Origin of the sequence: Oceanobacillus kimchii X50, from assembly GCF_000340475.1 — a bacterium.
GTDB lineage: Bacteria > Bacillota > Bacilli > Bacillales > Amphibacillaceae > Oceanobacillus > Oceanobacillus kimchii.
Window position 1 is genome coordinate 868,517 of sequence record NZ_CM001792.1, and the last position, 25,802, is coordinate 894,318.

The following is a 25,802-nucleotide window of genomic DNA, read 5'->3' on the forward strand; positions in this document are numbered from 1 at the left end:
GATTTTTAGATAGATGAGTATGATTCGTCTAAGGAGTGATTACATGGAGGTAATATTAATATTTGTAATAGGGTTCGTGGTTCTATTACTTGCGTTTATTGCCTTAATCAAATCAATAACTCATCGAATTCAAAATTCGGGTAAAGAAGTAAAAGAAAAGATTAAACATTTAGAGAAAAGGTTAGATGAGTTAGAAAATAGCGAGGATAGTAAGAAATAGTCATCTGTTTCTCTGTATAGATGGTAATGTGTTGGGTAAACTATCGGTGATATATCATCGAAAGGAGCTTGTTGGATGAACCAATTAACACAAACAGAACTAGAAAATCTGCGGAAAATGATTGGAGAGCATGAAATGATTGCCAATAAATTAGAATCTTATGCTCAAGATGCAATGGATCCGGAATTAAAGTCAATTTTACAACGTGATGCTCAAGCAGCTCGACAAGCACAACAACAGTTACTCCCATTTTTACAGTAAGGAGAGAGGTACATGTTACAAGATAAGGATATTGTTAATGATTATTTAAATGGGTTAAATGCGAGTATGAAAAGCTATGCTGGATATATTACAGAGGCAAATAATCCAGAACTACGTCAAAAATTAATCAGCTTACGTAATGGTGATGAGGCAAGACAGTTAAATGTATATCAATATGCATTACAAAAAGGTTTATATAAGCCTGCACAGCAAGCTACTCCACAAGAAATACAGCAAGTACAAACTGAATTAAACCAAGGAAGTTAATAAGCTGGTGATACCCAGCTTATTTTTTATTTTAAAGTAAAATTCTAAAAGTTACTTTTCCTAAAGTTAGAATTTCTAGCAAACATGGTCATTCTATCGTTTACTCACTATTCTATTAGGCATTTCTTGAAATTAAACAAAATTTTCTTTTTTCCGATAGTGAAAGTAGATCACTTTGGAGGATAGAAAATGTTTAATTTATGGAGAACAAGTTTTATAGTTGTAGTAGCATTATTTTTTTTAGTAGCATGTAAACAAGAAGCAATGGAAGATCACGTAGAAGTAGCAGCTAAGGAGGAAAAAGTAGAATCTGTAGAAGTGAGTTTTGAAGAAACTATAATAGATATGTATCTTCCAGAAGAGAATTCAGAACCAAGAAAAACATTAATAACTCACGTAATGTTGCACTTTAGTAGTAATGTACTAAAGAAGCCAGAGGATCCCTTTCATGTGGAAGATATTTATGAGTTATTCCGTGATTATGGGTTATCTGCACATTATGTAATTGATCGAACGGGTCAAATATATCGATTTGTGTCAGAAGAAAGAATTGCTTATCATGCTGGTGAAGGGAAGATAGAAGGGATTCTAAAGTATGAAAACAATTTGAATCCTTATTCTATAGGAATTGAACTATTGGCAATTGGTACAAAAGAAGAAATGTTGCCAATGCTGAGTGCTGAACACTATGATACAATAAGTTCTAAACATGTAGGTTATACAGATGAACAGTATGAAGCTTTACAAGATCTATTAATTAATATTTCAACAAGACAACATAAATTAAAACTGGATCGGAACCACATCATTGGTCACCAGGAATATGCACCAGAACGAAAAACTGATCCAGGTGCACTCTTTGATTGGGAAAGGTTAATGAGCGGGATTGAGAATTAAAAAAGGAGGTATAGTACATTTGTTTCGGGTTCTTATAATTGAAGATGATCAAACATTGTTAAAAGAGTTAATTAGTCAGTTAAATCAATGGGATTATGAAACTTTTGGGGTTGAAGATTTTAATTTTGTAATGGAGCGTTATAATGAAATTCAACCTGATCTGCTTATTATCGATATTCAACTTCCAAAATATGATGGTTTCCATTGGTGTAGAACGATACGATCTCGCTCTGATGTACCTATAATTTTTTTATCCAGTAGAGACCATCCTATGGATATGGTTATGGCAATGCAACTAGGGGCAGATGATTATGTTCAAAAACCATTTCATTTTGAGGTATTACTTGCTAAAATTCAAGCTATTCTTCGTAGAACGTATCGTTATAGTCAATCTGCAAATGTTGATATAAGAATTTGGAATCAAGCTACCATCAACTTTAGTAAAGGTGATATTCATTATAAGGATGGTAGGGTGGAGTTAAGTAAAAACGAAAATAGTATTCTTCGCATTTTGGTCGACCAAAAAAATCAAATTGTATCTCGAGATGAACTTATTCGAGCATTATGGGATGATGAGCGATTTATTAGTGATAACACACTTACGGTAAATGTAAATAGACTTCGTAAAAGCCTTGACCATCTAGGACTTGGGAAATTTATTGAAACTAGGATTGGACAAGGTTACATAGCAATAGAGGAGTAAGGCAAATGATTTTCAGTTATATGAAAGAAAGAATTAGTTGGATTATATTGTTTTTAGCGCTACAATTAACCACCTTAATCGTTGGATATATTGATATGACTATACCTATGGAATCTATTTACTATATTATATTTATCCAATTTATTATTGGGATTACTTTCTTTATAGTACGCTACAGGAAAGAAACTAAGTTTTATAAAGAATTAATGGAATGGAAGCCAGAGATAGATTTAATAGATATGCCTGAAGGAGACACATTATTTTCTAGAATTGTAACTAATGCACTAGAAGATCAATCTCAAATATACCGTGAAGAATATAATCAGCTCCAGTTAGATGTACGAAGAGAAAAAGATGATCTCCTTGTGTGGATACATGAAGTAAAAACTCCATTAACCACAATGCAGTTAATGTTAGAACGGGTAGAAGATAAAGAATTGCGTTCTCAATTGTCCTATGAATGGCTTCGTATTCATTTGTTATTAGATCAACAACTTCATCAGCGAAGAATTCCCTTTATGAAAAATGATTTGTATATAGAAAATGTTGATTTGGAATCTATAATTAATGAAGAAATTAGAACATTGCGTTCTTGGTGTATGCAGAAAGGGATAGGTTTTCAAATTGAACTAAACATCACTCAGTTGCTTTCCGATGCGAAGTGGCTTCATTTTATACTCCGTCAACTTATTACTAACGCGGTTAAGTATAGTGAAAAGAATGATATAACGATTCGAAGTTTAATCATGAACAATCAAAATATACTCTATATATCAGATAAGGGGCGGGGAATATCCGCTAAAGATTTGCCGCGAATTTTTGAGAAAGGTTTTACATCAACAAAGGAGCATTTTGATCAAAGTTCCTCGGGCATGGGTTTATACTTGGCGAAACAAGCTGCTGATTCATTAGGAATTAAAATAGAAGTTTCTTCTGAATGGAATAGAGGTACTTGTTTTCAGTTGATTTTTCCAAAAAAGAATGATTTATTACATATAACAAGCATGTGACAGCAATGTCACATGCTTTATTATATTGTTCGGAGAATCGAAGGAATTTCTTTATTTATATACGATAAAATAGGTTCATACTAGAAACTAGAATTAAAAAGGAGTAATAAATAATGAGTATATTGCAAGCTCAACAAGTTTATAAAAGTTATGGAAATAAATTCAATCGTCAAGAGGTATTAAAAGGAATTGATTTAACAGTAGATAAGAGAGAGTTTGTAGGAATAATGGGGGCATCGGGGTCTGGGAAAACCACTTTACTTAATGTGCTATCTTCTATCGATAAAGTGAGTCAAGGAAAAATTCAAATTGAAGGAAAAGAATTTACGAGTATGAAAGATAAGCAAATTGCAGAATTTAGAAAGCAGCATTTGGGATTCATTTTTCAGGAATATAATTTACTGGATACTTTAAAGGTAAAAGAAAATATTTTATTACCATTAACTGTACAAAAAATATCTAAAACAGATGCCCAAATTAGATTTCAACAGGTGGCTCAGGAATTAGAAATTTTTGATATACGGGATAAGTATCCAAATGAAATTTCAGGAGGACAAAAACAGCGTACTTCTGCTGCTCGAGCTTTTATTCACAATCCTAGTATGATATTTGCTGACGAACCAACAGGGGCGTTAGATTCAAAAGCAGCTTCAAATTTACTTAATCGATTAGTAGATTTAAATGAAAAAAGAGCATCTACAATTGTGATGGTTACACATGATCCATTAGCAGCTAGTTATTGTAGTAGGGTGATTTTTATTAAAGATGGAAGAATATACTCTCAGTTAAATAAAGGTGATGAGACACGTAAATCTTTTTTTGATGACATTATAAAAACTCAAGGCGTGTTAGGTGGCGTACATCATGACTATTAGAAAGCTGATTTTTACAAATTTAAAAAAGAGCGCCAAAAATTATTATTTATATTTATTTGCTCTGACATTTTGTGTCGCATTATATTTTTCATTTGTTACATTGCAATACGATCCGGCGATGAATGAAGTAGAAGGTTCTATCAAAGGGGCTGCAGCTATACGGGCAGCTTCAGTGATGTTAATTATTATTGTAGGAGTATTTTTAATATACGCAAATAATCTATTTATCAAACGTAGAAGTAGAGAAATTGGATTACTACAATTAGTTGGCTTTACAAAAGGAAAAATCTTTCAGGTTATTAGTATTGAAAATATAATTATGTATACCATAGCTTTGATTACAGGTATTTTCATTGGATTTATTTCTTCAAGGCTTATGATGATGATTTTAATTCGATTAATGGACTTAAATGAAGTGGCTGAATTAAATTATTCTAATCAGGCAGTAATACAGACACTTTTAGTTTTCATGGTAATTTACATCGTTATTATGGTAGTAAGTGCTTTATTTATTCACAGACAAAGGTTAATAAACTTATTCCAGCTTCAATCCTCTACTGAGTTAAAAAGTAAAAAGATATCTAAATGGCAATTATTAATTGGAATAGTAGGTATTGTCGCTATTTTGTTTGGATATTATATGTCGTCTAAATTATTTGATGGTGATTTTGTCACAATAAATAGTTTATTCGCCGTGATGCTTCTTATATTGGCATCAGTAATCATTGGTACGTATTTATTTTACAAAGGATCAGTAAGTTTTATATTTTATTTGATAAGAAAGAAAAATAATGGATATTTAACTATTAATAAAGTACTTTCACTATCGTCAATTATGTTTCGAATGCGTTCAAACTCTCTCTTATTAACGGTAATAACAACAATTTCAGCTTTGGCAATCGGATTTTTATCTCTAGCATATATATCTTATTACTCTATTGAAAAACAAGCGGAGAACACAAATCCCAATCATTTTTCTATTCCAAGCTTTGAGGAAGCAGAGGATTTTTATATTGCACTAGAAGATAATGACATTAACTATAAAACTATAGAAATGGAATTATATGAAGTTGGTGCAGATTTAAGTAACGTTATAAATGGACCAACAGATGATAACTTTTTCAAACCGGACGATACTACAATGATCGTGATCAGTGATGAATATATTACTGATGTAGATTTAAATCGAGAAGAATCTATTTTTATGAATGTACAAGGTGTTTTAGATGAATTTATGCAAATGGATGCAGAGGAAGAATTTACGCTCTTCACTGAAACTGAAAACATTACATTAGACTATATAGAAGGAAAAGAAGAAAGTATTGTTCCATTTTCATATAGTAATGGAGGGTTTCCGTTAGCTGTTGTGGATTCCTCTGTTTATAAACAATTAACAACAGGCTTAGAAAGTTATGAGGAGTATGCAGGAATTGATATTGAAAATGAAAGAGAACTAGAAGAAGCAAATGATCTTTATAATTCTATTTATGGTGAGAGTGGCCTAGGATATGGTTCATACCTACAATCAATTCAATCTCAGAAATATACAATGGGAATGATTATGTTTATCGTAGGATTTTTAGGACTAACTTTCCTCATTACTTCGGGATGTATCCTTTATATTAAACAAATGGATGAATCGGAAGATGAAAAAAGAAACTATACTATTTTACGGAAAATAGGATTTACTCAATTTGACTTACAACGTGGCATACGGATAAAACAATTATTTAATTTCGGAATACCTTTAATTCTTGGAATTAGTCATAGTTATTTTGCTGTTAGATCTGGATGGTTTTTCTTTGGTACAGAACTTTGGACACCGATGATAGTTGTTATATTAATTTATACACTCCTTTATTCCTTGTTTGGAATATTATCTATCTCTTATTATAAAAAAGTAATAAAAGCATCACTTTAAAAAGGTTCAGAGCTGTTATCAGCTCTGAACCTTTTTAAAATTTATATCCATCCTTTGCGAAATGCTAACAGCATAGCATTCGTACGATCGTTTACGTCCAGTTTACGAAGAATGGTAGTGACATGATTTTTAACCGTTTTATCTGATATTTCTAGATTTAAAGCGATCCGGTCATTGTTATTCCCTTTTGCAATTTCAATTAATATATCCCATTCTCTATCTGTAAGCAAGCCCTCTGGTCGTGCTTGTAATGTATTAGCGATACGAACATATTCTTCATGAAGTAGTTTTGCGAGTTCGGGATATACATAGGTATAGCCGCTCTTAATAAATTCAATGCCAGATATAATATCTTTTTCCAACATAGAATGGTAAAAATATCCATCAAATTCCATTTCAAACAATCTTGTTACATGAGCCATATCAATATCAAAAATGACAATAGCAACAGGTGTAGGGAGTGGATTATATTCTTTTATCAGTTGTTCACTATCTTTATGGTCTTTAATCATTACGATTAAAAAGTCAGCTTTTGTTAGCTCTTCTTCTGTCATATGAAATAATTCAACTGGGGTTTTAACATATGTAGCTAGATTCGTAATTTGAGTTAATGTTGAAGAATTAAAATGGTAAGCCTGTCCATTTGTAGTAGGTGCCATACTCATTATGATCAGCTCCTATCTTTGATTTGAGTAATTGGTCTTTTTAATATATCGAAAATATAAATAAAGTTGTATAAAAATTCTATTGACTTGAATAATTTTATGTTGTTATGAGAATATTTTCAACCCTTTTAAAGCGAATTACTAGGAATTTATAAAGTTGTAATCATATTATAATATATCATAAAATTAAGATAATTTATATATAATACTTTAGCTTGGAAATAAATATGTAATAACACCTAGACTAATTGGTCCAGGTGTTTGATGAAGTATCAGAAAAACAGTGCTGTTATGCCCAACTGAGAATTCCATTATCAAATGTAGCTTGCTGGCTGATATTTTCTATTGGGAAAATGAAAGCCCAGGGCATGCTTGTCTTAGAGGGAATAGTTACTGTGTTTAAGGTAAAGAAATGGGTCGCGAGTACTTGATCGTCTTCCATATAATTAATTGGTGTTTGATCAAATGTTAACTTGTCCTCACTATAATTGTTAATAATAACGGTTACTAGAAGCTCGCCTTTGTAATTTCGGGCTTGCCAAAGCGGTGTGAAAGTAATGGACTGCTCAGTAGTATTATGATTAATCTGTTGAAAAGTTTGTTTAATCTTTACTCGATCTTGGTCAGGTAAAGCTTTATCCCATGAGGGCTCGAATTTCAATGTTTGTGGCATGTTTTATACCTCCTATATTAACCATAATTATATAAAATAGAATGACTTACAAGTATTCCGATCATTTTCTTGAAAAATGATGAAAATGCCATTAAACTTATGATACTATTAGAGAGGATTCAAGAAAATGTAAATAAATCTCTATCGAATGAAAGGAATAAAATTTCCTAATATGAAATAAATGTTTGAAGGAGGCCCAAACATGGAACAAGAAAACACACAACCAGTGAAAAAAGAAGATATGGCAGAGGTTGGGGAAACAATTGATATTGTTCGAGGAGAACACAAAGGCAATAAAGCTAAGGTCTTAATTGTGAGAGAAAACTCTGTAATTGTAAATATTGGCAATCATCCCTCCACAGGGGAACCTGTTAAGACAGTTGTTAATCATAAGAACTATAAAAGAAAATAATAACGAGCAAGAGGTAAGTATGATAAAACATACTTGCCTTTTTAGTTGTGATAAGTTTATATACCTAAAATTAAGGAAGAGCAAGGAAAGTGGTAAGATAAATGAATGCACTTGTAAATAACTGTAAATGTAAAAAAGGCATACATTAATGAATGTATGCCCGTAGGTGATTCTTATTTCGTTACAGTTTTTCTCCAAAATCCTAAAATTATTGCGGTAATGATTGTACCGATTATTAAGGATAACAAGAAGAATAGAGGTCCTTCTGCCAATGGTATGACGAAAATTCCGCCATGGGGTGCTGGAATGGCACTATTCCAGAATTGTGTAAGTCCACCTGCGATTGCGGCACCTATTACAGAAGAACCAATGACACGTAATGGATCTGCAGCTGCAAATGGAATTGCACCTTCTGTAATGAAGGAAAGCCCCATTACATAGTTTGTAACACCTGATTTACGTTCTGCTTCATCAAATTTATTTTTGAATAATGTAGTTGCAACAGCGATTGCTAGAGGCGGGACCATACCACCAGCCATTACAGCGGCCATAAGACTACCGTCACCTGTACTTGTAAATATACCAATAGAAAATGTGTATGCAGCTTTGTTAAATGGACCGCCCATATCGATAGCCATCATACCACCAAGTAATGCTCCTAATATTACTGCATTTCCAGTCCCTAATCCTTGTAAGAAATCCACCATTAAACCATTTAATCCGGAGAAAATTGGTCCTATAATAAAGTACATAAATAATCCTGTGAAGAATAGGCCAAATACAGGATACAATAAAATTGGTTTTAATCCATCAAGGGACCGGGGAAGACCTTTAAATACATATTTCAATCCAACGACGATATAACCTGCAAGGAAACCACCAACTAGTCCACCGATAAAGCCCGCATCACTATTAAAAGCCAATAGCCCTGCTACCATACCAGGCATTAGGCCAGGTCGGTCAGCAATACTCATTGCAATATAACCTGCTAATATCGGTATAAGGAAATTAAAAGCACTACCTCCAAGATCGTTTAGGAAACTAAATATTTCACTTTCTGAACCCAGTACACTTTCGAATAAGAAAGAGATGGCCATAATAATTCCGCCACCAATAACGAATGGTAGCATATGAGAAATACCGTTCATTAAGTCTTTATATATTTTTCCCCATACAGAAGTAGATTGATTTTCTTCATTTTCACTTTTACTGGATGAAGATGATCCCTGATACACTGGTGCATCTTGATTAATTGCTTTAGTTAAAAGTTCTTCAGTTTTCTTAATACCGTCACTTACTGGCCGTTCAATGACATGTTTGCCATTAAATCGTTCCATTTCCACTTTTTTACTAGCTGCGACAATAACTGCATTAGCACGTTGAATATCATCAGAAGTTAATTTATTCTTCGCTCCATCTGAGCCGTTCGTTTCCACTTTAATATCAATATTCATTTTCTTTGCTTGTTTTTTAAGTGCATCCTCTGCCATAAATGTATGAGCGATACCTGTTGGACAAGCAGTTACTGCTACAACAAATGGTCGTTCATTCGAATCGTTTTGAAAATTGTCTTTCTGTATCTCCTCTTTAGGAGTATTTTCCTCAGCTTCGTTTAAAAAGAGTTGCTGTACATCTTCTGGAGTAGAAGCAGCGTTTAATTTCTCAACAAACGTTGGTTCCATTAAAAGTTTGGATAAAGAAGCAAGTGTTTGTAAATGTGTATCATTATTTCCATCAGGAACAGCAATCATAAAGAATAAGTGAGCTGGTTGTCCATCTAATGAGTCGTAATCTATTCCTTGACTACTTTTAGCAAACAATACAGCCGGTTCCTTTACTGAACTTGTTTTAGCGTGTGGCATAGCAATACCGTCACCAAGTCCAGTGGAAGATTGTGCTTCACGGTTAAGAATTGCTTCTTTAAACGTATCTACATCGTTGATAACTCTATATTTATGAAGGTTATTGATCATTTCTTCGATAACGGATTGCTTATCCGTCGATTTCAAATCCATAATCATAATATCTTTGCGTAATAAATCAGTTACGGCCATTTATAACATCCTTTCTATATTTATAATATCGTTACTTCAATTTCTGAAAGTAAATTATCAATTTTATTTCTGGTTGCTAGATCATACGAAAAAGCAGTGGCACTTCCAGCGGCTATACTCATTTTGAATGCTTCAAGTACGTTCTGACTTTTTAAGTAGATGCTAAGGAAACCAGCAATCATAGAATCTCCAGCTCCGACAGAATTACGTAATGTTCCACTTGGAGAAGTACCTTTATATATTCCATTATTCGTTATCAAAATAGCTCCATCAGCTCCCATAGAAACAATGACATGCTGAGCTCCTTTCTCTAGCAGTTTCTTTCCGAATTTAGTGACGTCTTCATCAGTTGAAATAGATACTCCAAATAATTCCTCAAGCTCATGTTTATTTGGTTTGATAACTAACGGCTGATAAGCAAGTGATTGCATTAATGCATCTCCTGTTGTATCAATTGCAAATTGTGCGCCAGCTGCTAACACTTTTTTGATGGCTTTTTCATAGAAGTCAGTTGGTAAAGAAGGAGGTTTACTTCCAGACATAACTACAAAATCGTTTGCAGTAATTTTTTCTAACTGTAAAAGAAGTTTGTTGGCCTTATCATTAGATATGGAAGGTCCTCGACCATTAATTTCGGTCTCCTCACTTGACTTCAATTTAATATTGATTCTTGTATCTTCGCTCACAGATATAAAATCAGTTTTAAGATTTCTTTTTTCAAGAAAATCAATAATAAACTTTCCTGTAAAACCACCGATGAATCCTAATGCGGTGGAGGAGGTTGAAAGTTCCTGTAAGATACGAGATACGTTAATTCCTTTTCCGCCAGGAACTTTATACTCATCGTTCATGTAGTTTAACTTTCCGAGTTTCAATTGATCCACTGGTACAATGAAGTCAATGGATGGATTAAGTGTGATTGTGTAAATCATTTACTTTGCCTCCAAGATGTTAGTATGAAGTTGAAAAGCTTCCTGTAAGGATGTAAGTTTCTCTGTAATAAAAATAACATCATTAATATTACAGATTTTTGCAAAGTTAACGTTGTTCCATTTACTCTCATCAGCGAGCATATATGCGGTTGATGCTTGTTGAAGTGCTGAACTTTTCATGGCAGCTTCTTCTGGATCTGCAGTAGTACATCCATATCGCAAATCAATGCCATTAACCCCTAGAAATGCTTTGGTAAATTGGTATTCTTTTAATTGGCGTAGACTACTTGACCCAACTATTGCGTTTGTAGAGTGCTTTAATTTTCCACCAACTAAATAAGAAGGGATTTGTTTATTTGTAAGCATAGATGCATGAACTATTCCATTCGTAACAACAGTAAAAGAAATATCTGGCAAATAGGGTATCATTTCTAGAGTGGTTGTTCCTGCATCTAAATAAATGACATCATTTTCCTCAATCAAGGATGCTGCAAATTTTCCAATAGAAGCTTTATGTTGAACGTTTTTGATTGTTTTTTCTTGGTAGGTTGGTTCTTTATCAAATGAATAGTGTTTTTTTGCTCCGCCATGTATACGAGTAAGCAGTCCATCTTCTTCTAATTGCGCTAAATCTCTTCTTATTGTAGATTCAGAACAATTCAGATCACTTATAAGATCAAGAGATTTAACTACACCGCTTTCATTTAGTTTCTTTAAAATTTGTCTATGTCTTTCATCGGTTAACACATCATCACCTCAAACATAATAATAACATTATTACCATCCCTAAACAATCATAAACATTCAAAAACAATCATTTTCATTCATATTAATATATGTTTAATATAAATCACTTCCAGATAAACGAATCTATTCTGAAAAAAATAACTATTGACTCTAATTTAAAATAGGTTTACTATAGTAACAATTTACAACATGAAAGGGGCATAAATTCAATGTGTGAAACAGCTGTAAACCAAATAGGAATTTTAATTATATGACTATAAGATAAGATGCTACAGATTGGAATTATTATAACCATATCTGATTCTTGTAGTCTTATCGAAGCCCATGAAGAGAAGGGCTTTTTTTCATATCTGCAGGATTAAAACAGAGAAAATTAGGAGGGTCTATAGATGAAGCAATCAACAAAGAAATATATTATCGATAGAATGTATAAAGGTTCACAAGGATTAGCGAATGCGGTGTTAGTAACATTAGGTATAGGCCTTCTAATTGAAACATTTGGTACATTTACTGGTTGGGAAGGATTTATTACGATTGGGAATGCCGCACAACTAATGTTAGCACCGGCAATTGGTGCAGGAATAGCCTATCAGTTAGGTGGAAATACACTAATTATATTTAGTGCTATGGCTGCTAGTACAGTAGGTGCAAATGCGCTGGCGATGACGCCTGATGGAGCCTGGGTATTAACCACTGGACAACCTATTAGCGCTGTATTAGCTGCTGCTGTAGCTATCTGGATAGGAAAGAAAGTTGCTGGAAAAACGAAACTTGATATGATGTCCATTCCTTTCTCTGCTATTTTTGTGGGAGGAATTGCAGGAGTCGGTTTGGCTGCAGTAACCACACCAGTATTAGAGGAGATTAGTCGTATTATTGCCAATTCAACTGTAGGATCACCACTTGTGACATCTGTAGTTATTGCACTTATATGGAGTATTTTCTTAATGTCACCTGCGTCATCAGCAGCGTTGGCGATAGCTTTACAACTTGATCCCGTATCTAGCGCAGCAGCGTTAATTGGGTGTACGGCGCAATTTGCTGGATTTACAGCTATGTCATTGAGACAAAATAATTTAGGAGCAAACATTGCACAATCATTTCTGACACCAAAAGTTCAAGTTCCAAATATTGTTAAGAATCCACGTTTAGTTGCAGGGCCTTTTTTATCATCGATCATTTGTGCTCCAATCGCCATTTTAGTATTTGATTTTCAAGTGCCGTATGAGTTAGCTGGTCTTGGTCTGAATTCATTTATTGCACCGTTAAATATACTAGCAAATCAAGGTCCAGGAGTGTTGTTAATGTATATCGTTATCGGAGTTGTTATTCCAGCGGTGATATCAGTTACTGTTTACCATTCGTTAAAATCAAGAGGGTGGGCAAAAACAGGGGACTTACATATGGAAATACAATAATTCATTTACAGAGAGTTAGATAAAACATAGGAGGATGAGACTGTATATTGATGTCTCATCCTCCTATGTTTATTGTTTATTCTCTATTTTTACTCTCATTACATTGCTTTTAAAAGCAATTTTTTGAGAAGAGGAGTAAAATGTTCTGGTAGTTCTTCAACATGAGGGATCATGATTCGCTCTTTTCCGTAAATGTTTTTCATCGTGGTGTCGTTTTTCTCCTGGATTTCTCCATTGGCTAAAAACATACCGATTACATCGATATGATGCTTTCTTGCTTCTGTTACTGCTTGATGAGTATCAAGAATCCCATTTTGATCATACCCACTTGCGGCAGGTTCACCATCGGAAAATACGAGCAAGAATTTATTTTTTTCATTACGCTTCATTAATTGTTTTGTGATATAACGAATACTAAAACCATCACGATTATCTTCTTGTGGTTCAAGTTGCATAATTTTTGCACCATTATTTTCATATAAAGAATCTTTTAACTCATGAATATATTGTAAATAGTTAGGTTGATAATTCGCTTTTACTTCATTGGCGTCTTCCCAGAAACCAATGATTTCGTGTGGTATTCGTAATTCTTTTAACACTTCATGGAAAAGAACAACTCCACGTTTGGTTTCTTCCATTTTATTTACCATTGATGCAGAACAATCAATAAGTAAAGTGAATACTGCATCAAACTCTTTTGATTCTTGTTCCTTCTTATAAAATACTCGAGGGGACTCATCTACTATGATTGGTAATAATTTCTTAGATAGTCGACCAAATAAAAGCTCGGTTCTTGGGAAATTACGTTTGTGCTCTAATGTTAATTGAATGGTTTTTGCTAGTTTTCGTTTATAAGGGTCAATCTCCATTAAATATTGGTCATATTTTTCTTGGTGTTCTAGAGAAGGCGGGTCTGCTTTTTCAATAAGCATGACTGCATCTTCATTTTCTTTTCCAAATTCAGAACCACTACTACCAGATTGTTGTTCCTCTTGTTTGGATAAGGTTTCTTTATCTGAATAATCCTGTTGTTTACTTTGAACGGAAGAACCTTGAACAGAAGCCATGGCTTGATCAGCATCCTCTGTTTCACGAGCTCCTCCACCCATCATATTGGTTTTCGTACCTTGTTCAAGTTCAAATTGCAGGAAATTTTGATTCCTATTCTCATTTTTGTTCTCACGATGCCATGTTGAAAAAGTCTCATCAAAGTATTCATTCTCATCATCTTCGTCTAGCCATTGTTCATCATCATTCACAACATCGTCTGTGCGTGTCAACTCATCAAACAAAGTGTTCTTTTCATAAACTTCGATATGCCCAATGGGAAATACAAAGTATTCATGGATGCTATCTTTATAGTCCGCTGCTTGAATTAAACGAACAATAGACAAGCATAAATTGGTATTATCTAATGTTTTCTTTGCTTCAAACACACGATAGAGATATGGTTTTAATTTTTCTAGCATATCTAATTGCGCCTGAGGAACTCTAGGAAATGAGGGGTCAGGTCCATCAGCATGTATAAGAAGATATATCATACAAAAAAGCTCATCGGTAGCATAACTTCTCGTTATGTTCGATTGTAATTGAGTTTGAAAATAGCGTTGAAAGAATTGATGACGTTTTTCAAACCATTGTTTTGATCCTGGACGATTTTTTCGAATAATCTCTTCTAAGCGTATATCTTCTAATAGTGTTATTATTTGATTCGCAAATTTAGGTATCATTAACTCGGATACATCTTCTTTAAAGGTTTGCATTGTTGGAATATGGGTTTCCATCATTGTTCCGACTGTACGAAGAAGTACATCTGATTTTGTTCCCGCTGTTTTTGTTTCTATATCTAATTTATCCCAAAAACGACTAGCAGTAATTTTATTGTCAGCAATATCGACAAATGAGCCATAGCTATTTTCAAATTGCAACTGAGCATTACCAGACAGTACAGTAGTTAAATCTTGTAATTGCATAAATAAACGCGTATCTACTTTGGATTCATGAAATCGATACATTTCATATTCTCCTTAATCAAATAGTGTATCCGCAAGATTTTGTACAAAGGCTTTTTCACGATCTTCATCTAGTTTATCTACTATTGCGCGAAGTATCGCGCGTTTTGGAGGAATGAAGGTAGTAAGATCACATGCATCTAACAAAGCTCTAATAGATGCGGCATCTTCTGATAGCTTACCTTGTTCCACAGCAGTTATTAAATCTTTTGATAAAGTAACAAACAGATTGATAAGAGTTTCATCTTCTAACTTTGTGCTATTAGATATTAGTTGTTTTAATTGACCTCCTTGAATGTAAGGAACATCGATAACAATAAAACGGTTTTTTAATGCTTCATTTAATGGAACAGTTCCTATATATCCTTCATTAATTGCTGCGATTACACCAAACTGTTCCTGTGCAGTGATTATTTCATTGGTAAATGGGTTAGTAATCGTACGACGATAATCTAGGACACCATTAATTAATGGTAATGTTTCTGGTTTAGCCATATTTATTTCATCGATATATAAAAACGTACCGTGTTTCATCGAATTAGTTACAGGACCTGGTACAAAATCAATTGTTTGTTTGTCATTTTCATAACTTAATGTTTTAAATCCCATCAAGCTCTCAGCATCTAAATCAACCGAACAATTAACACTAAACATCGGTTGTTGAAAAAGAGAAGAGAGTGTTTCAGCAAACTTAGTTTTCCCAGCTCCAGTTGGACCTTTTAAAAGTATATTTTTCCCCATACTTAGAGCAGTAATCGCATCAATAATTAGTTCTTCATTAGGAGGCATATATCCACCATCTCTAATTAAATCTTGAAAATGTTCATGTTTGTATTGATTATTTTTAACTAGTTGTTGTATTTGTTGTGGTAAAGAATCGGTGTTCATTTCATTACTCCTTTCCATGACATTGTATTACTAGTCTGGTAAAAAAACAAAGAATGCGCAGTTCGTTGCGATTTAATAGGAAGGTTGATAAGATAATTAATAGTTAGATTTTTCGAAAACTTACTTATAATGGAAGTCCTTTGTATGATGGATTTCTGGACGGGAGGAACTATGACAAAGAGATCAATTGCAATTAATTTAAATTTAGATGAACAAAACTTACAAGCAATTCAGGAAGTCGTTCCAGATTGGGATATTTATACCGGGAAAGATATAGCAGAGGAAAATTTAAATAAGGCAGAGATACTGGTACATTGGCGTGAATCACAAGCAAATAAATATGTAAATAGTAACAAATTGAAATGGGTTCAATCATGGAGTGCTGGAGTAGATTATCTTGATCTTGATCATTTACAAAAGAACGATATACATTTAACAAGTGCTAGTGGAGTTCATGCTTATCCGATTTCTGAAACGATATTTGCGTATATGTTAGGTTTTACACGTTTAATACATACGTATATTAGACAACAACAAGAGAAAAAGTGGTATCATGCAAATTTAAAAGCAGAAATTCATGAGAAAACGATTGGAATTGTAGGAGTAGGAGAAATTGGCAAGGAAACGGCTAAAATTGCTCAAGCATTTGGAATGAAAGTGCTAGGAGTACGTCATTCTGGAAGAGATGTTGACTATGTGGATGAAATGTATACTCCTTCAGATTTATCACTAGTTTTAGAGCGAAGTGATTTTGTAGTGGTCACGTTACCTTTAACAAAAGAAACACATCATATGTTTGGTAAAGAACAATTTGCAAAAATGAAAAATAGTGCATTCTTTGTCAATATCGGAAGAGGGTCGATAGTGGATGAAACTGCTTTAATTTCTGCTTTGCAACAAAAAGAAATAGGGGGAGCAGGACTTGATGTGTTTGAATCAGAACCGCTTCAATCGGATAGTCCATTATGGGAGATGGACAACGTAATTATCACACCGCATTCAGCTGGTGCGACAGAATACTACACGAATCGAGTGATACAGGATATTTTTATTCCTAATTTGAAGAGCTATCTTGTTAAAGGAGCGCCTACTATCAATGTGTTTCAGCATAACCTAGGATATTAAATTATAACCTTTTCATAAGCACGGTCTAAAATCTATGGTAAAGACAATGTTGCACGATAGATTTCTGACTCGTGCTTTTTCGTGTTGTATACAGCAACGCAATGTATTAATCCTATTCTATATACTTGAATCAAATTAATATGTTTAGATTAAAGCAATAACTTGGCTTTGATTGTTATGAAAAACGGAAATTCCTGCTCAAAATAGCGAGCTGAAGTTCCACTTGAAAAGTGTTCTTCTTTTCAAGTTTGCTAAAAACCGGTGCCTGCTAAAAAGCGTCCGTCTGTAATGAAAAACAAAACAGCTAACATACGAATTTACTTAAAATATCTTATTATGAAATTAATTCATTATATAGATTGAAAAAAAGTGTTTTCATATACATCTAATTAGATTATAATCTAATTAGATGAGGAGGTGTCATTATGCAATTAGATCGTATCGTTAATTTTCATAAGACAATAGGAGATAAAACTAGAATTCGTATTATTACTTTATTAAAACAAGGTCCGCTTCACGGTCAAGCAATCGCAGGAAAATTAGGGTTAAAGCCACCAACAATTTCTCATCATTTAGCAAAATTAAAGGAAATTGATATTGTTTATCAACGACGTGATAAAAATACCATCTATTTCTATCTAAATGAAGACAAACTAGAAAGAACGGCTTTAGCAATCACTCGATTAGGAGGTAAAGAAATGCTTGGGAACTTTGATGTTACCGATCAAGAGAAAGCAAATGTCATAAAAAACTTTGTAGATAGTAAAGGAAGGATAGAGGCTCTACCAGCACAGAGAAAGAAAAAGTTAATTATTTTGGAGTATATGATACGAGGATTAAATCATGGAGAAACATATAAGGAAAAAGAGATTAACGAATATATCATGCAATATCACGAAGATTATGCAACAGTGAGGCGTGAACTCGTTATGAATCATTTTATGTTTCGACGAAATGGTATTTATGAACTTAATCCAATAGAAATGTGGCCTGTGTAATCAGGTCTATTTTTAAATTAACTAATTAGATGAATGTCTAATTAGAAGAGGAGAATAGTCTATTATGATGATTCCAAAGATTCTGTATGAAGAATCCACCTATACAATGATATTTTGGAGTTCTATCTTAAATGGAATCGGTAGTCGCTTTGCACAAGTAGGGTCATTAGCTTTGCTTTACGAATTAACTGAATCAGGAATGGCACTAGGTATATTGTTATCCTTGCAAGTCCTCCCGACTATTGTTTTTGCTCCAATTAGCGGTTATTTAGCGGATCGATTTCATAAAGGAAATCTATTATTCTGGGCAGATTTATTGCGAGTCCCCTTTGCGTTACTTCCAATAGTAGCTGTAAGTACGGGGCAACTTTGGTTATTATACTTTAGTGCATTAGTTATTTCTATTGGAAATGCTATTTACAGGCCAGTACGTTTTGCGATTATACCTGAAATTGTCCAGAAAAAGAATTTGGTTTCCGTTAATGGTTTAGAACAGAATGCAATTGGAATCACACTCGTATTTGGTTCATTACTAGGTGGGCTAATGGGTTATTTTTTTGATGTCATTATCTTATTCTTCTTTCATTCTTTATTTCTTTTATGTGCTGCGTGTCTCTTATGGCGTCTCAAAAAGATTGGCTTTTATCAGAGGATAAAAGATGTTAAACCTCAAACTTCTTTTAGTGAAATGAGCAGACTAATACTTAACGTTGCATTGTTACGTGTATTACTTATTGTATTCGCAGTGATGCCTCTCGCAAATGGTATTGATAATGTCGTTTTTAATTTGATCGCATTAGATGTATTTAGTCAAGGTAATATTGGAGTGGGACTAATTTATGGTGCGTTAGGTATTGGTTTTGTTTTGAGTTCGTTTATTACGAAATGGATTCGAGGAAAATACATTATTATCGCAGTTGTAATGATTTTCTTTGAAGGAATAGGACACCTTTTTCTAAGCCAATCTTACCTTTTTTACCAAGCTATTTTATTAGCAATAATGATTAGCTTTGTAGGGGGGATCAGCAATATTTGTTTCGATACAGTGTTAATGAAAATACTTCCGAAGTCCAAACGCGGTTTTTTATTTGGTACTTTTTCTATGATACAAAACAGTTCAATGGGAATTGCAATGATATTAGCAGGATTTTTAACGGAATGGCTTTCTCCACTGTCTAGTGCATTTTTGGTTGGAGTTAGTTATGTAATCTTTGCTCTTGTATTCATGATTGCATTTAAACAAATAAATATTCGTCATTCACTAATGAAATTAAAAAACATTACTTAAAGAATCAATTTCATAATTAAATAAGTTTTTCCATTTACGATTTTCATCTCGTGTTATTCCTCTGGGAACTTATGACTCTCATTTATTGAATGTGCTTGGGAGTTATGAAATTGATTCTGATACTAATTTACTACAGGTAAGGAAATTTTAACTGCTAGCTTAGTTTACAATTTTAAGTTTACGATTAATTATATTCCAATAAAGAGTGCTTATTCGATTGTTTCCAATTATCTATACTCATTCCATGTAATATCCATGGTGAATCAATACTGAATGGATGATTAGATGGGAGATGATGTATATGCGCTTCTGGAATATCTAACCAAATATATACTTTCTGTTCAGGATGAGTAAAATTAAGATTAAGGTAGTCATCATATACCGTTTCCCACAATCCTGGTTGTGTAAAAACATCTGCAAATGGATAAATAACTTGTAAAAATATATCCTTTTTTACATCTTTCTTCGTAACAAGAGGATAATCATGTTGACGACTTTCATATACGTTCCAATTATCGATATATGAATTGGTAAATAATGTATTTGTCGCTGGAAATGGATAGTAACATTCAAAAGGAAATATACGCTCATCCTGGATATAAGTATCTTTAAGTAAGCTAACTTTATCATTAAATTTCTCAATGGAGTGCCATTTCTTATTTCCGTTAATAAACAGATCAATTTCTCTTGTTATCGCAGGGTATAATGTCTCTTGCTCGGTTAAACCGATATTCGTCAATACACGTCTTGCTGCAAGATTATTTTCTTGTGTATTCCCTCCAACCCAAGTTATATTTGGCAACTGGAAAGCAATGTCTCTAATGTATTTCATTATTTTTGTAGCGTAGTTTTTCCCTCGGTATCTGCGGTCGCTCCGCAGTCTGCCGAGCATTACATAACGATTGGCAAATATTGAGTAACCAGCAATACTTACCAGTTGTTCATCAACAAATAACCCGTATATACGATTTTGACCAGTGCTTAATCGTTCAAAAACTTGAATGACATAATCATCTATAATACCAGTATCCATGGATAATAGTAATGGTAAGTCAGTTGTTGTCAGTACTTTAATATATTCTTTCATCATGACACCTCCTCTAGATAAGATTATTATAGCCGTTGGAAAACATATACGTCTATCAATAAAATTTCATCCTTTTTAGACAAATTAATATTTGAAATGACAACCTTTTCTACTAAGGTTGACTAGTACCTTCCAATTACTATCAATATAAATGAAAGAAGATAGGAAAAAATATATGCTTGTTCCAATAAAATGATAGGAGTATAATGTAATAGATGCTTAAATAATAGGAGGGGTAGTGTGGCTACTATTAGTAAGGGTGAAAATAAATTTTATGTAGGTGAAGATATTCGTAATCCTCAAGCTGAAATAACATTTGTCGAATCTGGGGAGAATCGTTTAGTCATTGATCACACCTATGTAGCTACTGATCTTCGTGGCCAAGGTATTGCCCAACAATTACTAGACCATGTGGTGACTTACGCTAGAGAAAAGGGGAAAACAGTTGTGCCTCTATGTCCATTTGCTAAAGGGCAGATTCAAAAACAAGCAAAGTATAATGATGTACTAAACGTACAACATATATAATATAATGGAGAAAGGTGCTTGGACATGTACATTACTATTCCTGAAGCAGCTGAATACTTATCAATGAGCGAATCAACAGTATCTGCACTTGTCCTGCAAGGGAAAATTAATGCAATACATGACGGCAAGCAATATTTAGTAAATAAGCAGCAGTTCACAACTCACTTTGAACAAGTGGAAAAATATAGAAAAATGATAGAAGAATATTTACAAGAGCCAATTCCTGAAGATCCAGATGTAAATGATGAAGATTAGAAAAAGGTGAAAGGAATAAAGCTCTATTCTAGTTAGGGTGAGTTATCATCTTAACTTTTTTATATAAGGAGTTATGATATATGAAGAAAAGAAAACCTCCCCGATCGAAGAAGGAACCTGCTTCCCTCACGTATGAGGTAGAAGAACCAGAACAGCTTTTACCATTTTTATTAAAGGTAATGAATAACCGGAGCAGGAATTCCGTTAAGTCGATTTTGACGAGAGGGCAAGTGTCCGTAGATGACCATATCGAGACGAAACATAATTTCATGTTGAATAAGGGTAGTACTGTGCGAATCTTGAAAAACAAAGCAGCAATTCAACAGGATGTATTTGTAGGAATGTCGATTATGTATGAGGATGAAGATATTATTGTAATTGAGAAAGAGTCTGGGTTACTCTCGATTGCAACGGAAAAAGAACGAAAACATACGGCGTTACATCAATTAATGCACTACGTGAAGCAACAACATCCAGCTAATCGTGTATTTGTTGTTCATCGACTTGATAAGGATACATCTGGGGTAATGATGTTTGCCAAAAATGAGGGAGTCAAACGCAAGCTTCAGAATAATTGGAAAAATATTGTAAAAGAACGCACTTATGTTGCACTTGTAGAAGGTCAGGTAACTAAAGAGAAAGGGTATATCGTCTCTTGGCTCAAAGAAAGTAATACTCGAAAAATGTATTCTTCACGAGTAAAGAATGATGGTCAACGAGCTGCTACACGTTATCGAGTTCTCCAAACAAATGATCGTTATTCATTATTGGAGTTGCAATTAGAAACAGGAAGAAAGAATCAAATTCGTGTACATATGGAAGAGCTTGGACATCCAGTTGTTGGTGATAAACGTTATGGTTCCAAAGGTAGAAGTGTCATCGGTAGGTTGGGTCTTCATGCGAAGATACTTTCATTTTATCATCCGGTAACTAATAAATTAATGCTCTTCCGTTCTGATGTCCCTAATGTTTTCTTTCAAAAATCAAAATAAAGCTGGCCAAATCGAACTATAGCTAATTGTAATTGTTAGCTATAGCTCGGTTTTTTTATTGCAGGAAATTATAAAATTAGATGCAGTGGATAACTAATCGTCTGAAGCTAGTGCCTTTGTTCTTATAACGGAGCTTTCTCTAATTTATGTCCTGATCGTCCTAATGTAGTTTCGGATTTCTGAAGAGAATGAAGTACACAGGATTCAATTAACTCGACAACGGCCTGAAATATTTGATTCATCATTGGATGATCATCGCGAATATAAGTTGCAGTTGTCAGATGATTTTTTGAATCATGCAACACTTGGTTTGCTGTAGAAAAAGCAATCGCTATATCTCCACTTCCATGGTCGATAGCACTTCCTGTTCGTCCAAGACCTGCAGCGCATCGTTTGGTAATTCTCTTTAATTGGCGGTCGGATAATGGTGCATCTGTAGCTAATATCATCATAATAGATCCATCTGGTGTTTCCTGCTCTGTGTGTTCCCAATTAGCAAATGTTGCTTGTTCTCGCTTTCCGTAATTACTAACAACGAGTCCTCCTAAGGTATAGGTAACATCTTCAACTTCAATAAGACGAGATGCTGTTCCAATTCCTCCTTTGTAGCCAAAGCATTGCATACCTGTCCCCGCACCAACTGCACCTTCTTCGCATGATTTTGTACTTGCTGACTCAATTGCTTTAATAGCATGCGATGGTGTAATCGCTTGTAATCGAATAGAATTTAGATAGCTGTCATTACATTCACCAACAATCAAGTTAATCGTACCTGTTGTATCACCAATTTCCTTTGTACGATTTAGCATATACGTCAATGTCCCTTGCATTACCGGTGCTACGCTTAGTGTGTTCGTAAGCATAATGGGAGATTCGATAAGGCCTAATTCATTTAATTGAACGAGTCCAGTTGTTTTACCAAATCCATTAATTACGGAGCACCCCGCTATGACTTTTTGACGAAACAAATTGCCTGGATGTGGCAATATTGCTGTCACGCCAGTACATATAGTATCTATCTCATTTATTTTTTCATAAAGCGTTGTATGTCCAACCTGTACTCCATCGACATCGGTAATACAATCTTTCAAACCGGTTTTTAATGTCATAATGATCAGCTCCGTCTTTTATACCATTTATTTACTTGAGGCAATTTAAAAATTCATTGACCTTTATCCCGCTTGTTATGGCAGTTATCCTCACACTTTAAGATGGTGAGGCTAATGCAAAGAGGGCAAGTGGAGTTAGCTGATAGAAAATGCCCGAATCCATAATCCTGACTGAATGAAGTTTCACTATAGCTCCCCTAGTAACGAATTTTCCCACTTTTGAGTATATATTTCAAGTTACTTTTTATGCATTAAAGTAAGAAAAATTTAAAATTTATTTACGATGCTTACATATTTACAGTAAAACATGATGAAATTTTTCTTGTATGCAAATTCAAAGAACAGGAAAACTAAGTTTAAAGCTTGTAATGGAGGGGGATAAATGAAGTTTTTAAAATATGTTATGGTGATAAGCATTAGCATGTTTTTACCAATCATGACTGTTTATGCGAATGGGACTGAAGTTGGCGAACGTGCACCAGATTTTGAATTGAAAACAATAGATGGTCAACAACTCCGACTTTCAGATTTTAAGGGAGAACGAGTTATGATAAATTTTTGGACTACATGGTGTCCTCCATGTAGACATGAAATGCCTGATATGCAACGATTTTATCAAGATTTACAACCCAATATTCTAGCTGTTAATCTAACCGATACGGAAATGAATAGGGAACAGGTAGTACGTTTTTCACAAGAATTAGAGCTGACATTTCCAATCCTATTAGATGAACAAGGTGAAGTATCAAAAGCGTATCGAATTAGTCCAATTCCAACCACATATATGATTGATTCTGAAGGTATTATCAGGCATAAATCTTATGGTGCCCTAACCTATGAGCAAATGGTAGCAGAGTATAACAAAATGGAATAGCTGTTAAGGACGGAAGAAAAATCAAACGGAATGAAATCATTTCGGTTGATTTTTCTTTTTTTATTCCATGAGTGAATTTTACAGTAAGATAATTTGTATGAAATTCGAATATTATGCTGTTTGATTTCTATTGCAGACGACGCTTTTTAACAGGCAGCGGTTTTTAACTAATATGAGGATTAGTCGCACTTATGCCCTTGGGTGAAAAGAAGACTTGCTGCATGTTGCACATGAAGGCTCTTTTCGCTTTCAAGTTCACCGTGTTTTCTTTATCTCAAAAGAAAAAGGAAGTTGAACTATTGTCGAAGCGCCCTAAAAACATAGCCAACTCGTACGTTTCTAAACGGTCGTTTGTGCCTCTATTCTTATAACACTTCAAATACTAAAACACTCTTTTTATATTATTTTTGGTTTTAGGGTGTGAAAATTGACGAATACATGCCTTTATACAAAAAAGGAGGTGGGGACATGGATAAAGGAACGATTATTCGAACTATCGTACTTGTTCTAGCTTTAACGAATCAATTTTTGGTCACTGCTGGATACCATCCCATACCTGGAACACAAGAGCTGTGGGGAGAAATACTTTCTTCAATTTTTACTATTGTAGCTACATTAACAGCTTGGTTCAAAAATAATTATGTGACATACAAAGGCAAAAGACAGCATCAAGTACTTGTGGATCATCAGTTAGCAAAATAATAAAATATGGACAAGGAGGATAAGTATGAAGCGAATTTTTATTGATCCTGGTCATGGAGGAAATGATCCTGGAGCAACGGGAAATGGATTACAAGAAAAGAATATCACTTTAGATATTGCGCTTCGTATGAAAGAATACTTGTTACAAACATTTGATGGTCATGAAGTACGATTGTCTCGTGAAACAGATAAAACGGTCTCTCTGTCGCAAAGAACGACAATGGCAAATAATTGGCAAGCTGATTATTTAGTTTCCATTCATATTAATGCCGGCGGAGGTACTGGGTTTGAATCATTTATTTTTAATGGTAGCTATTCAGGAAAGGCGGAAACACATCGTTTGCGTCAACTAGTACATCAATCGATTGTCAATGAAACTAGCTTTTATGATAGGGGTATGAAAGAAGCGAATTTTCACATGCTTCGTGAATCGCAAATGCCAGCAGTATTAACTGAGAATGGATTTATTGACCATAGAGAAGACGCTAACAAACTTAAATCTTCCTCATTTCTTAATTCGATAGCAAGAAGTCATGCAACGGGTGTTGCCAATGCACTTGACCTGCCAGGTGGTGGAGGTACATCCCAAGGGTATTTAGAGATTTTGGCAGATTCTTTATGGACATATAATAGTCCTGACTGGGAAAATAGAGCAGTTATTGTTCATAAAGGCGAAGTATTCACAGTGATAAAAGATAAGTTTCCTGTAGGTGATGGACATATGTATCAAATTAAAAGTGGTTTATATATTACTGCAAATAAAAATTATGTGCGTTACTATACTCGCTCATCTTCCAAATTGAAATCAGTCCTAAGTTAAAATATTTCATTTCATTACCATAGAAAAATATCTACGTATAAGATAAACTATACGTTAGGTATTTTTTTA

Annotated in this window: 28 protein-coding genes; 19 read left to right on the top strand and 9 right to left on the bottom strand. The window is 34.0% G+C overall.

Translation table 11 applies throughout. The features are described from left to right. Positions 1 to 43: 43 nt before the first annotated feature. From C794_RS20810 to C794_RS04720, 8 genes are all read left to right on the top strand, one after another. Positions 44 to 220 carry a hypothetical protein gene (locus C794_RS20810; protein ID WP_017795978.1) on the top strand — a complete coding sequence of 59 codons (177 nt, stop codon included), beginning with the start codon at positions 44 to 46 and terminating at the stop codon, positions 218 to 220. A 75-nt stretch (positions 221 to 295) separates the two neighbouring features. Then, positions 296 to 481 (top strand): hypothetical protein, encoded by a 186-nt coding sequence (locus C794_RS04690; RefSeq protein ID WP_017795979.1) that lies wholly within the window; start codon positions 296 to 298, stop codon positions 479 to 481. Positions 482 to 493: 12 nt separating this feature from the next. Then, a complete protein-coding gene (locus tag C794_RS04695) occupies positions 494 to 748 on the top strand; it encodes a spore coat protein (RefSeq protein WP_017795980.1) in 255 nt (84 codons plus the stop codon). Positions 749 to 937: 189 nt separating this feature from the next. Beyond that, a complete protein-coding gene (locus C794_RS04700) occupies positions 938 to 1,645 on the top strand; it encodes an N-acetylmuramoyl-L-alanine amidase (RefSeq protein ID WP_017795981.1) in 708 nt (235 codons plus the stop codon). Positions 1,646 to 1,664: 19 nt separating this feature from the next. After that, a complete protein-coding gene (locus C794_RS04705; RefSeq protein ID WP_017795982.1) occupies positions 1,665 to 2,348 on the top strand; it encodes a response regulator transcription factor in 684 nt (227 codons plus the stop codon). Positions 2,349 to 2,353: 5 nt separating this feature from the next. Next, on the top strand, positions 2,354 to 3,358 hold the full coding sequence (locus C794_RS04710; RefSeq protein ID WP_017795983.1) for a sensor histidine kinase: 1,005 nt from the start codon (positions 2,354 to 2,356) through the stop codon (positions 3,356 to 3,358). Between the two features lie 113 nt (positions 3,359 to 3,471). After that, the gene (locus C794_RS04715) at positions 3,472 to 4,233 is read left to right on the top strand and encodes an ABC transporter ATP-binding protein (RefSeq protein ID WP_017795984.1); all 762 of its coding nucleotides are present in this window, start codon (positions 3,472 to 3,474) and stop codon (positions 4,231 to 4,233) included. Next, a complete protein-coding gene (locus C794_RS04720) occupies positions 4,223 to 6,154 on the top strand; it encodes an FtsX-like permease family protein (protein ID WP_017795985.1) in 1,932 nt (643 codons plus the stop codon). Before C794_RS04715 ends, C794_RS04720 begins: the two co-directional genes overlap by 11 nt. A gap of 41 nt (positions 6,155 to 6,195) precedes the next feature. Here C794_RS04720 and C794_RS04725 read toward each other — a convergent pair whose 3' ends face one another. Both C794_RS04725 and C794_RS04730 read right to left on the bottom strand, forming a co-directional pair. Continuing rightward, positions 6,196 to 6,819 (bottom strand): response regulator transcription factor, encoded by a 624-nt coding sequence (locus tag C794_RS04725; RefSeq protein ID WP_017795986.1) that lies wholly within the window; start codon positions 6,817 to 6,819, stop codon positions 6,196 to 6,198. A 289-nt stretch (positions 6,820 to 7,108) separates the two neighbouring features. Further along, complete coding sequence (locus C794_RS04730) at positions 7,109 to 7,492, bottom strand: SLAP domain-containing protein (protein WP_017795987.1); 384 nt, start codon at positions 7,490 to 7,492, stop codon at positions 7,109 to 7,111. Positions 7,493 to 7,694: 202 nt separating this feature from the next. Between C794_RS04730 and C794_RS04735 the strand changes: the two genes are divergently transcribed. Next, positions 7,695 to 7,904: a DUF2187 family protein gene (locus C794_RS04735; RefSeq protein ID WP_017795988.1), complete on the top strand. Its 210-nt coding sequence runs from the start codon at positions 7,695 to 7,697 to the stop codon at positions 7,902 to 7,904. 173 nt (positions 7,905 to 8,077) lie between these two features. On the opposite strand, the gene C794_RS04740 is transcribed toward C794_RS04735, so the two are convergent. The 3 genes from C794_RS04740 to C794_RS04750 are packed head-to-tail and all read right to left on the bottom strand — an operon-like array spanning position 8,078 to position 11,637. After that, the gene (locus C794_RS04740) at positions 8,078 to 9,958 is read right to left on the bottom strand and encodes a PTS fructose transporter subunit IIABC (RefSeq protein ID WP_017795989.1); all 1,881 of its coding nucleotides are present in this window, start codon (positions 9,956 to 9,958) and stop codon (positions 8,078 to 8,080) included. A 20-nt stretch (positions 9,959 to 9,978) separates the two neighbouring features. Next, positions 9,979 to 10,890, bottom strand: coding sequence for a 1-phosphofructokinase (pfkB, locus tag C794_RS04745; RefSeq protein ID WP_017795990.1), 912 nt, complete (start codon positions 10,888 to 10,890; stop codon positions 9,979 to 9,981). After that, positions 10,891 to 11,637, bottom strand: coding sequence for a DeoR/GlpR family DNA-binding transcription regulator (locus tag C794_RS04750; RefSeq protein WP_017795991.1), 747 nt, complete (start codon positions 11,635 to 11,637; stop codon positions 10,891 to 10,893). 389 nt (positions 11,638 to 12,026) lie between these two features. Here C794_RS04750 and C794_RS04755 point away from each other — a divergent pair, with 389 nt between their 5' ends. After that, positions 12,027 to 13,055, top strand: coding sequence for a PTS sugar transporter subunit IIC (locus C794_RS04755; protein ID WP_017795992.1), 1,029 nt, complete (start codon positions 12,027 to 12,029; stop codon positions 13,053 to 13,055). Positions 13,056 to 13,153: 98 nt separating this feature from the next. Here the strand turns inward: C794_RS04755 and C794_RS04760 are convergent, their stop codons facing one another. Together C794_RS04760 and C794_RS04765 are read right to left on the bottom strand one after the other, a co-directional pair. Then, positions 13,154 to 15,070 (bottom strand): vWA domain-containing protein, encoded by a 1,917-nt coding sequence (locus C794_RS04760; RefSeq protein ID WP_017795993.1) that lies wholly within the window; start codon positions 15,068 to 15,070, stop codon positions 13,154 to 13,156. Positions 15,071 to 15,082: 12 nt separating this feature from the next. Further along, the gene (locus tag C794_RS04765; RefSeq protein WP_017795994.1) at positions 15,083 to 15,955 is read right to left on the bottom strand and encodes an ATP-binding protein; all 873 of its coding nucleotides are present in this window, start codon (positions 15,953 to 15,955) and stop codon (positions 15,083 to 15,085) included. A 171-nt stretch (positions 15,956 to 16,126) separates the two neighbouring features. Here C794_RS04765 and C794_RS04770 point away from each other — a divergent pair, with 171 nt between their 5' ends. The 3 genes from C794_RS04770 to C794_RS04780 all read left to right on the top strand — a co-directional run bounded on the left by C794_RS04770 (position 16,127) and on the right by C794_RS04780 (position 19,366). Further along, on the top strand, positions 16,127 to 17,080 hold the full coding sequence (locus C794_RS04770) for a D-2-hydroxyacid dehydrogenase (RefSeq protein ID WP_026133723.1): 954 nt from the start codon (positions 16,127 to 16,129) through the stop codon (positions 17,078 to 17,080). A 425-nt stretch (positions 17,081 to 17,505) separates the two neighbouring features. Beyond that, positions 17,506 to 18,078, top strand: coding sequence for a DUF2087 domain-containing protein (locus tag C794_RS04775; RefSeq protein ID WP_017795996.1), 573 nt, complete (start codon positions 17,506 to 17,508; stop codon positions 18,076 to 18,078). Between the two features lie 64 nt (positions 18,079 to 18,142). Further along, entirely contained in the window at positions 18,143 to 19,366 is a 1,224-nt protein-coding gene (locus C794_RS04780; RefSeq protein WP_017795997.1) for an MFS transporter, read from the top strand. A gap of 184 nt (positions 19,367 to 19,550) precedes the next feature. Here C794_RS04780 and C794_RS04785 read toward each other — a convergent pair whose 3' ends face one another. Continuing rightward, positions 19,551 to 20,453, bottom strand: coding sequence for a GNAT family N-acetyltransferase (locus C794_RS04785; RefSeq protein WP_017795998.1), 903 nt, complete (start codon positions 20,451 to 20,453; stop codon positions 19,551 to 19,553). 240 nt (positions 20,454 to 20,693) lie between these two features. Between C794_RS04785 and C794_RS04790 the strand changes: the two genes are divergently transcribed. The 3 genes from C794_RS04790 to C794_RS04800 all read left to right on the top strand — a co-directional run bounded on the left by C794_RS04790 (position 20,694) and on the right by C794_RS04800 (position 22,228). After that, positions 20,694 to 20,981, top strand: a complete 288-nt coding sequence (locus tag C794_RS04790; RefSeq protein WP_011065253.1) for a GNAT family N-acetyltransferase — start codon at positions 20,694 to 20,696, stop codon at positions 20,979 to 20,981. Positions 20,982 to 21,005: 24 nt separating this feature from the next. Beyond that, positions 21,006 to 21,236, top strand: a complete 231-nt coding sequence (locus tag C794_RS04795) for an excisionase family DNA-binding protein (protein ID WP_026133724.1) — start codon at positions 21,006 to 21,008, stop codon at positions 21,234 to 21,236. Between the two features lie 80 nt (positions 21,237 to 21,316). Then, positions 21,317 to 22,228, top strand: coding sequence for an RluA family pseudouridine synthase (locus C794_RS04800; protein WP_017796000.1), 912 nt, complete (start codon positions 21,317 to 21,319; stop codon positions 22,226 to 22,228). Between the two features lie 122 nt (positions 22,229 to 22,350). Here C794_RS04800 and C794_RS04805 read toward each other — a convergent pair whose 3' ends face one another. Beyond that, positions 22,351 to 23,337 (bottom strand): P1 family peptidase, encoded by a 987-nt coding sequence (locus C794_RS04805; RefSeq protein WP_017796001.1) that lies wholly within the window; start codon positions 23,335 to 23,337, stop codon positions 22,351 to 22,353. A gap of 382 nt (positions 23,338 to 23,719) precedes the next feature. Between C794_RS04805 and C794_RS04810 the strand changes: the two genes are divergently transcribed. From C794_RS04810 to C794_RS04820, 3 genes are all read left to right on the top strand, one after another. Beyond that, on the top strand, positions 23,720 to 24,211 hold the full coding sequence (locus C794_RS04810) for a peroxiredoxin family protein (protein ID WP_017796002.1): 492 nt from the start codon (positions 23,720 to 23,722) through the stop codon (positions 24,209 to 24,211). Positions 24,212 to 24,679: 468 nt separating this feature from the next. After that, positions 24,680 to 24,913 carry a phage holin gene (locus C794_RS04815; RefSeq protein ID WP_017796003.1) on the top strand — a complete coding sequence of 78 codons (234 nt, stop codon included), beginning with the start codon at positions 24,680 to 24,682 and terminating at the stop codon, positions 24,911 to 24,913. Positions 24,914 to 24,938: 25 nt separating this feature from the next. Continuing rightward, positions 24,939 to 25,733 (top strand): N-acetylmuramoyl-L-alanine amidase, encoded by a 795-nt coding sequence (locus C794_RS04820; RefSeq protein ID WP_017796004.1) that lies wholly within the window; start codon positions 24,939 to 24,941, stop codon positions 25,731 to 25,733. Positions 25,734 to 25,802 lie beyond the last annotated feature (69 nt).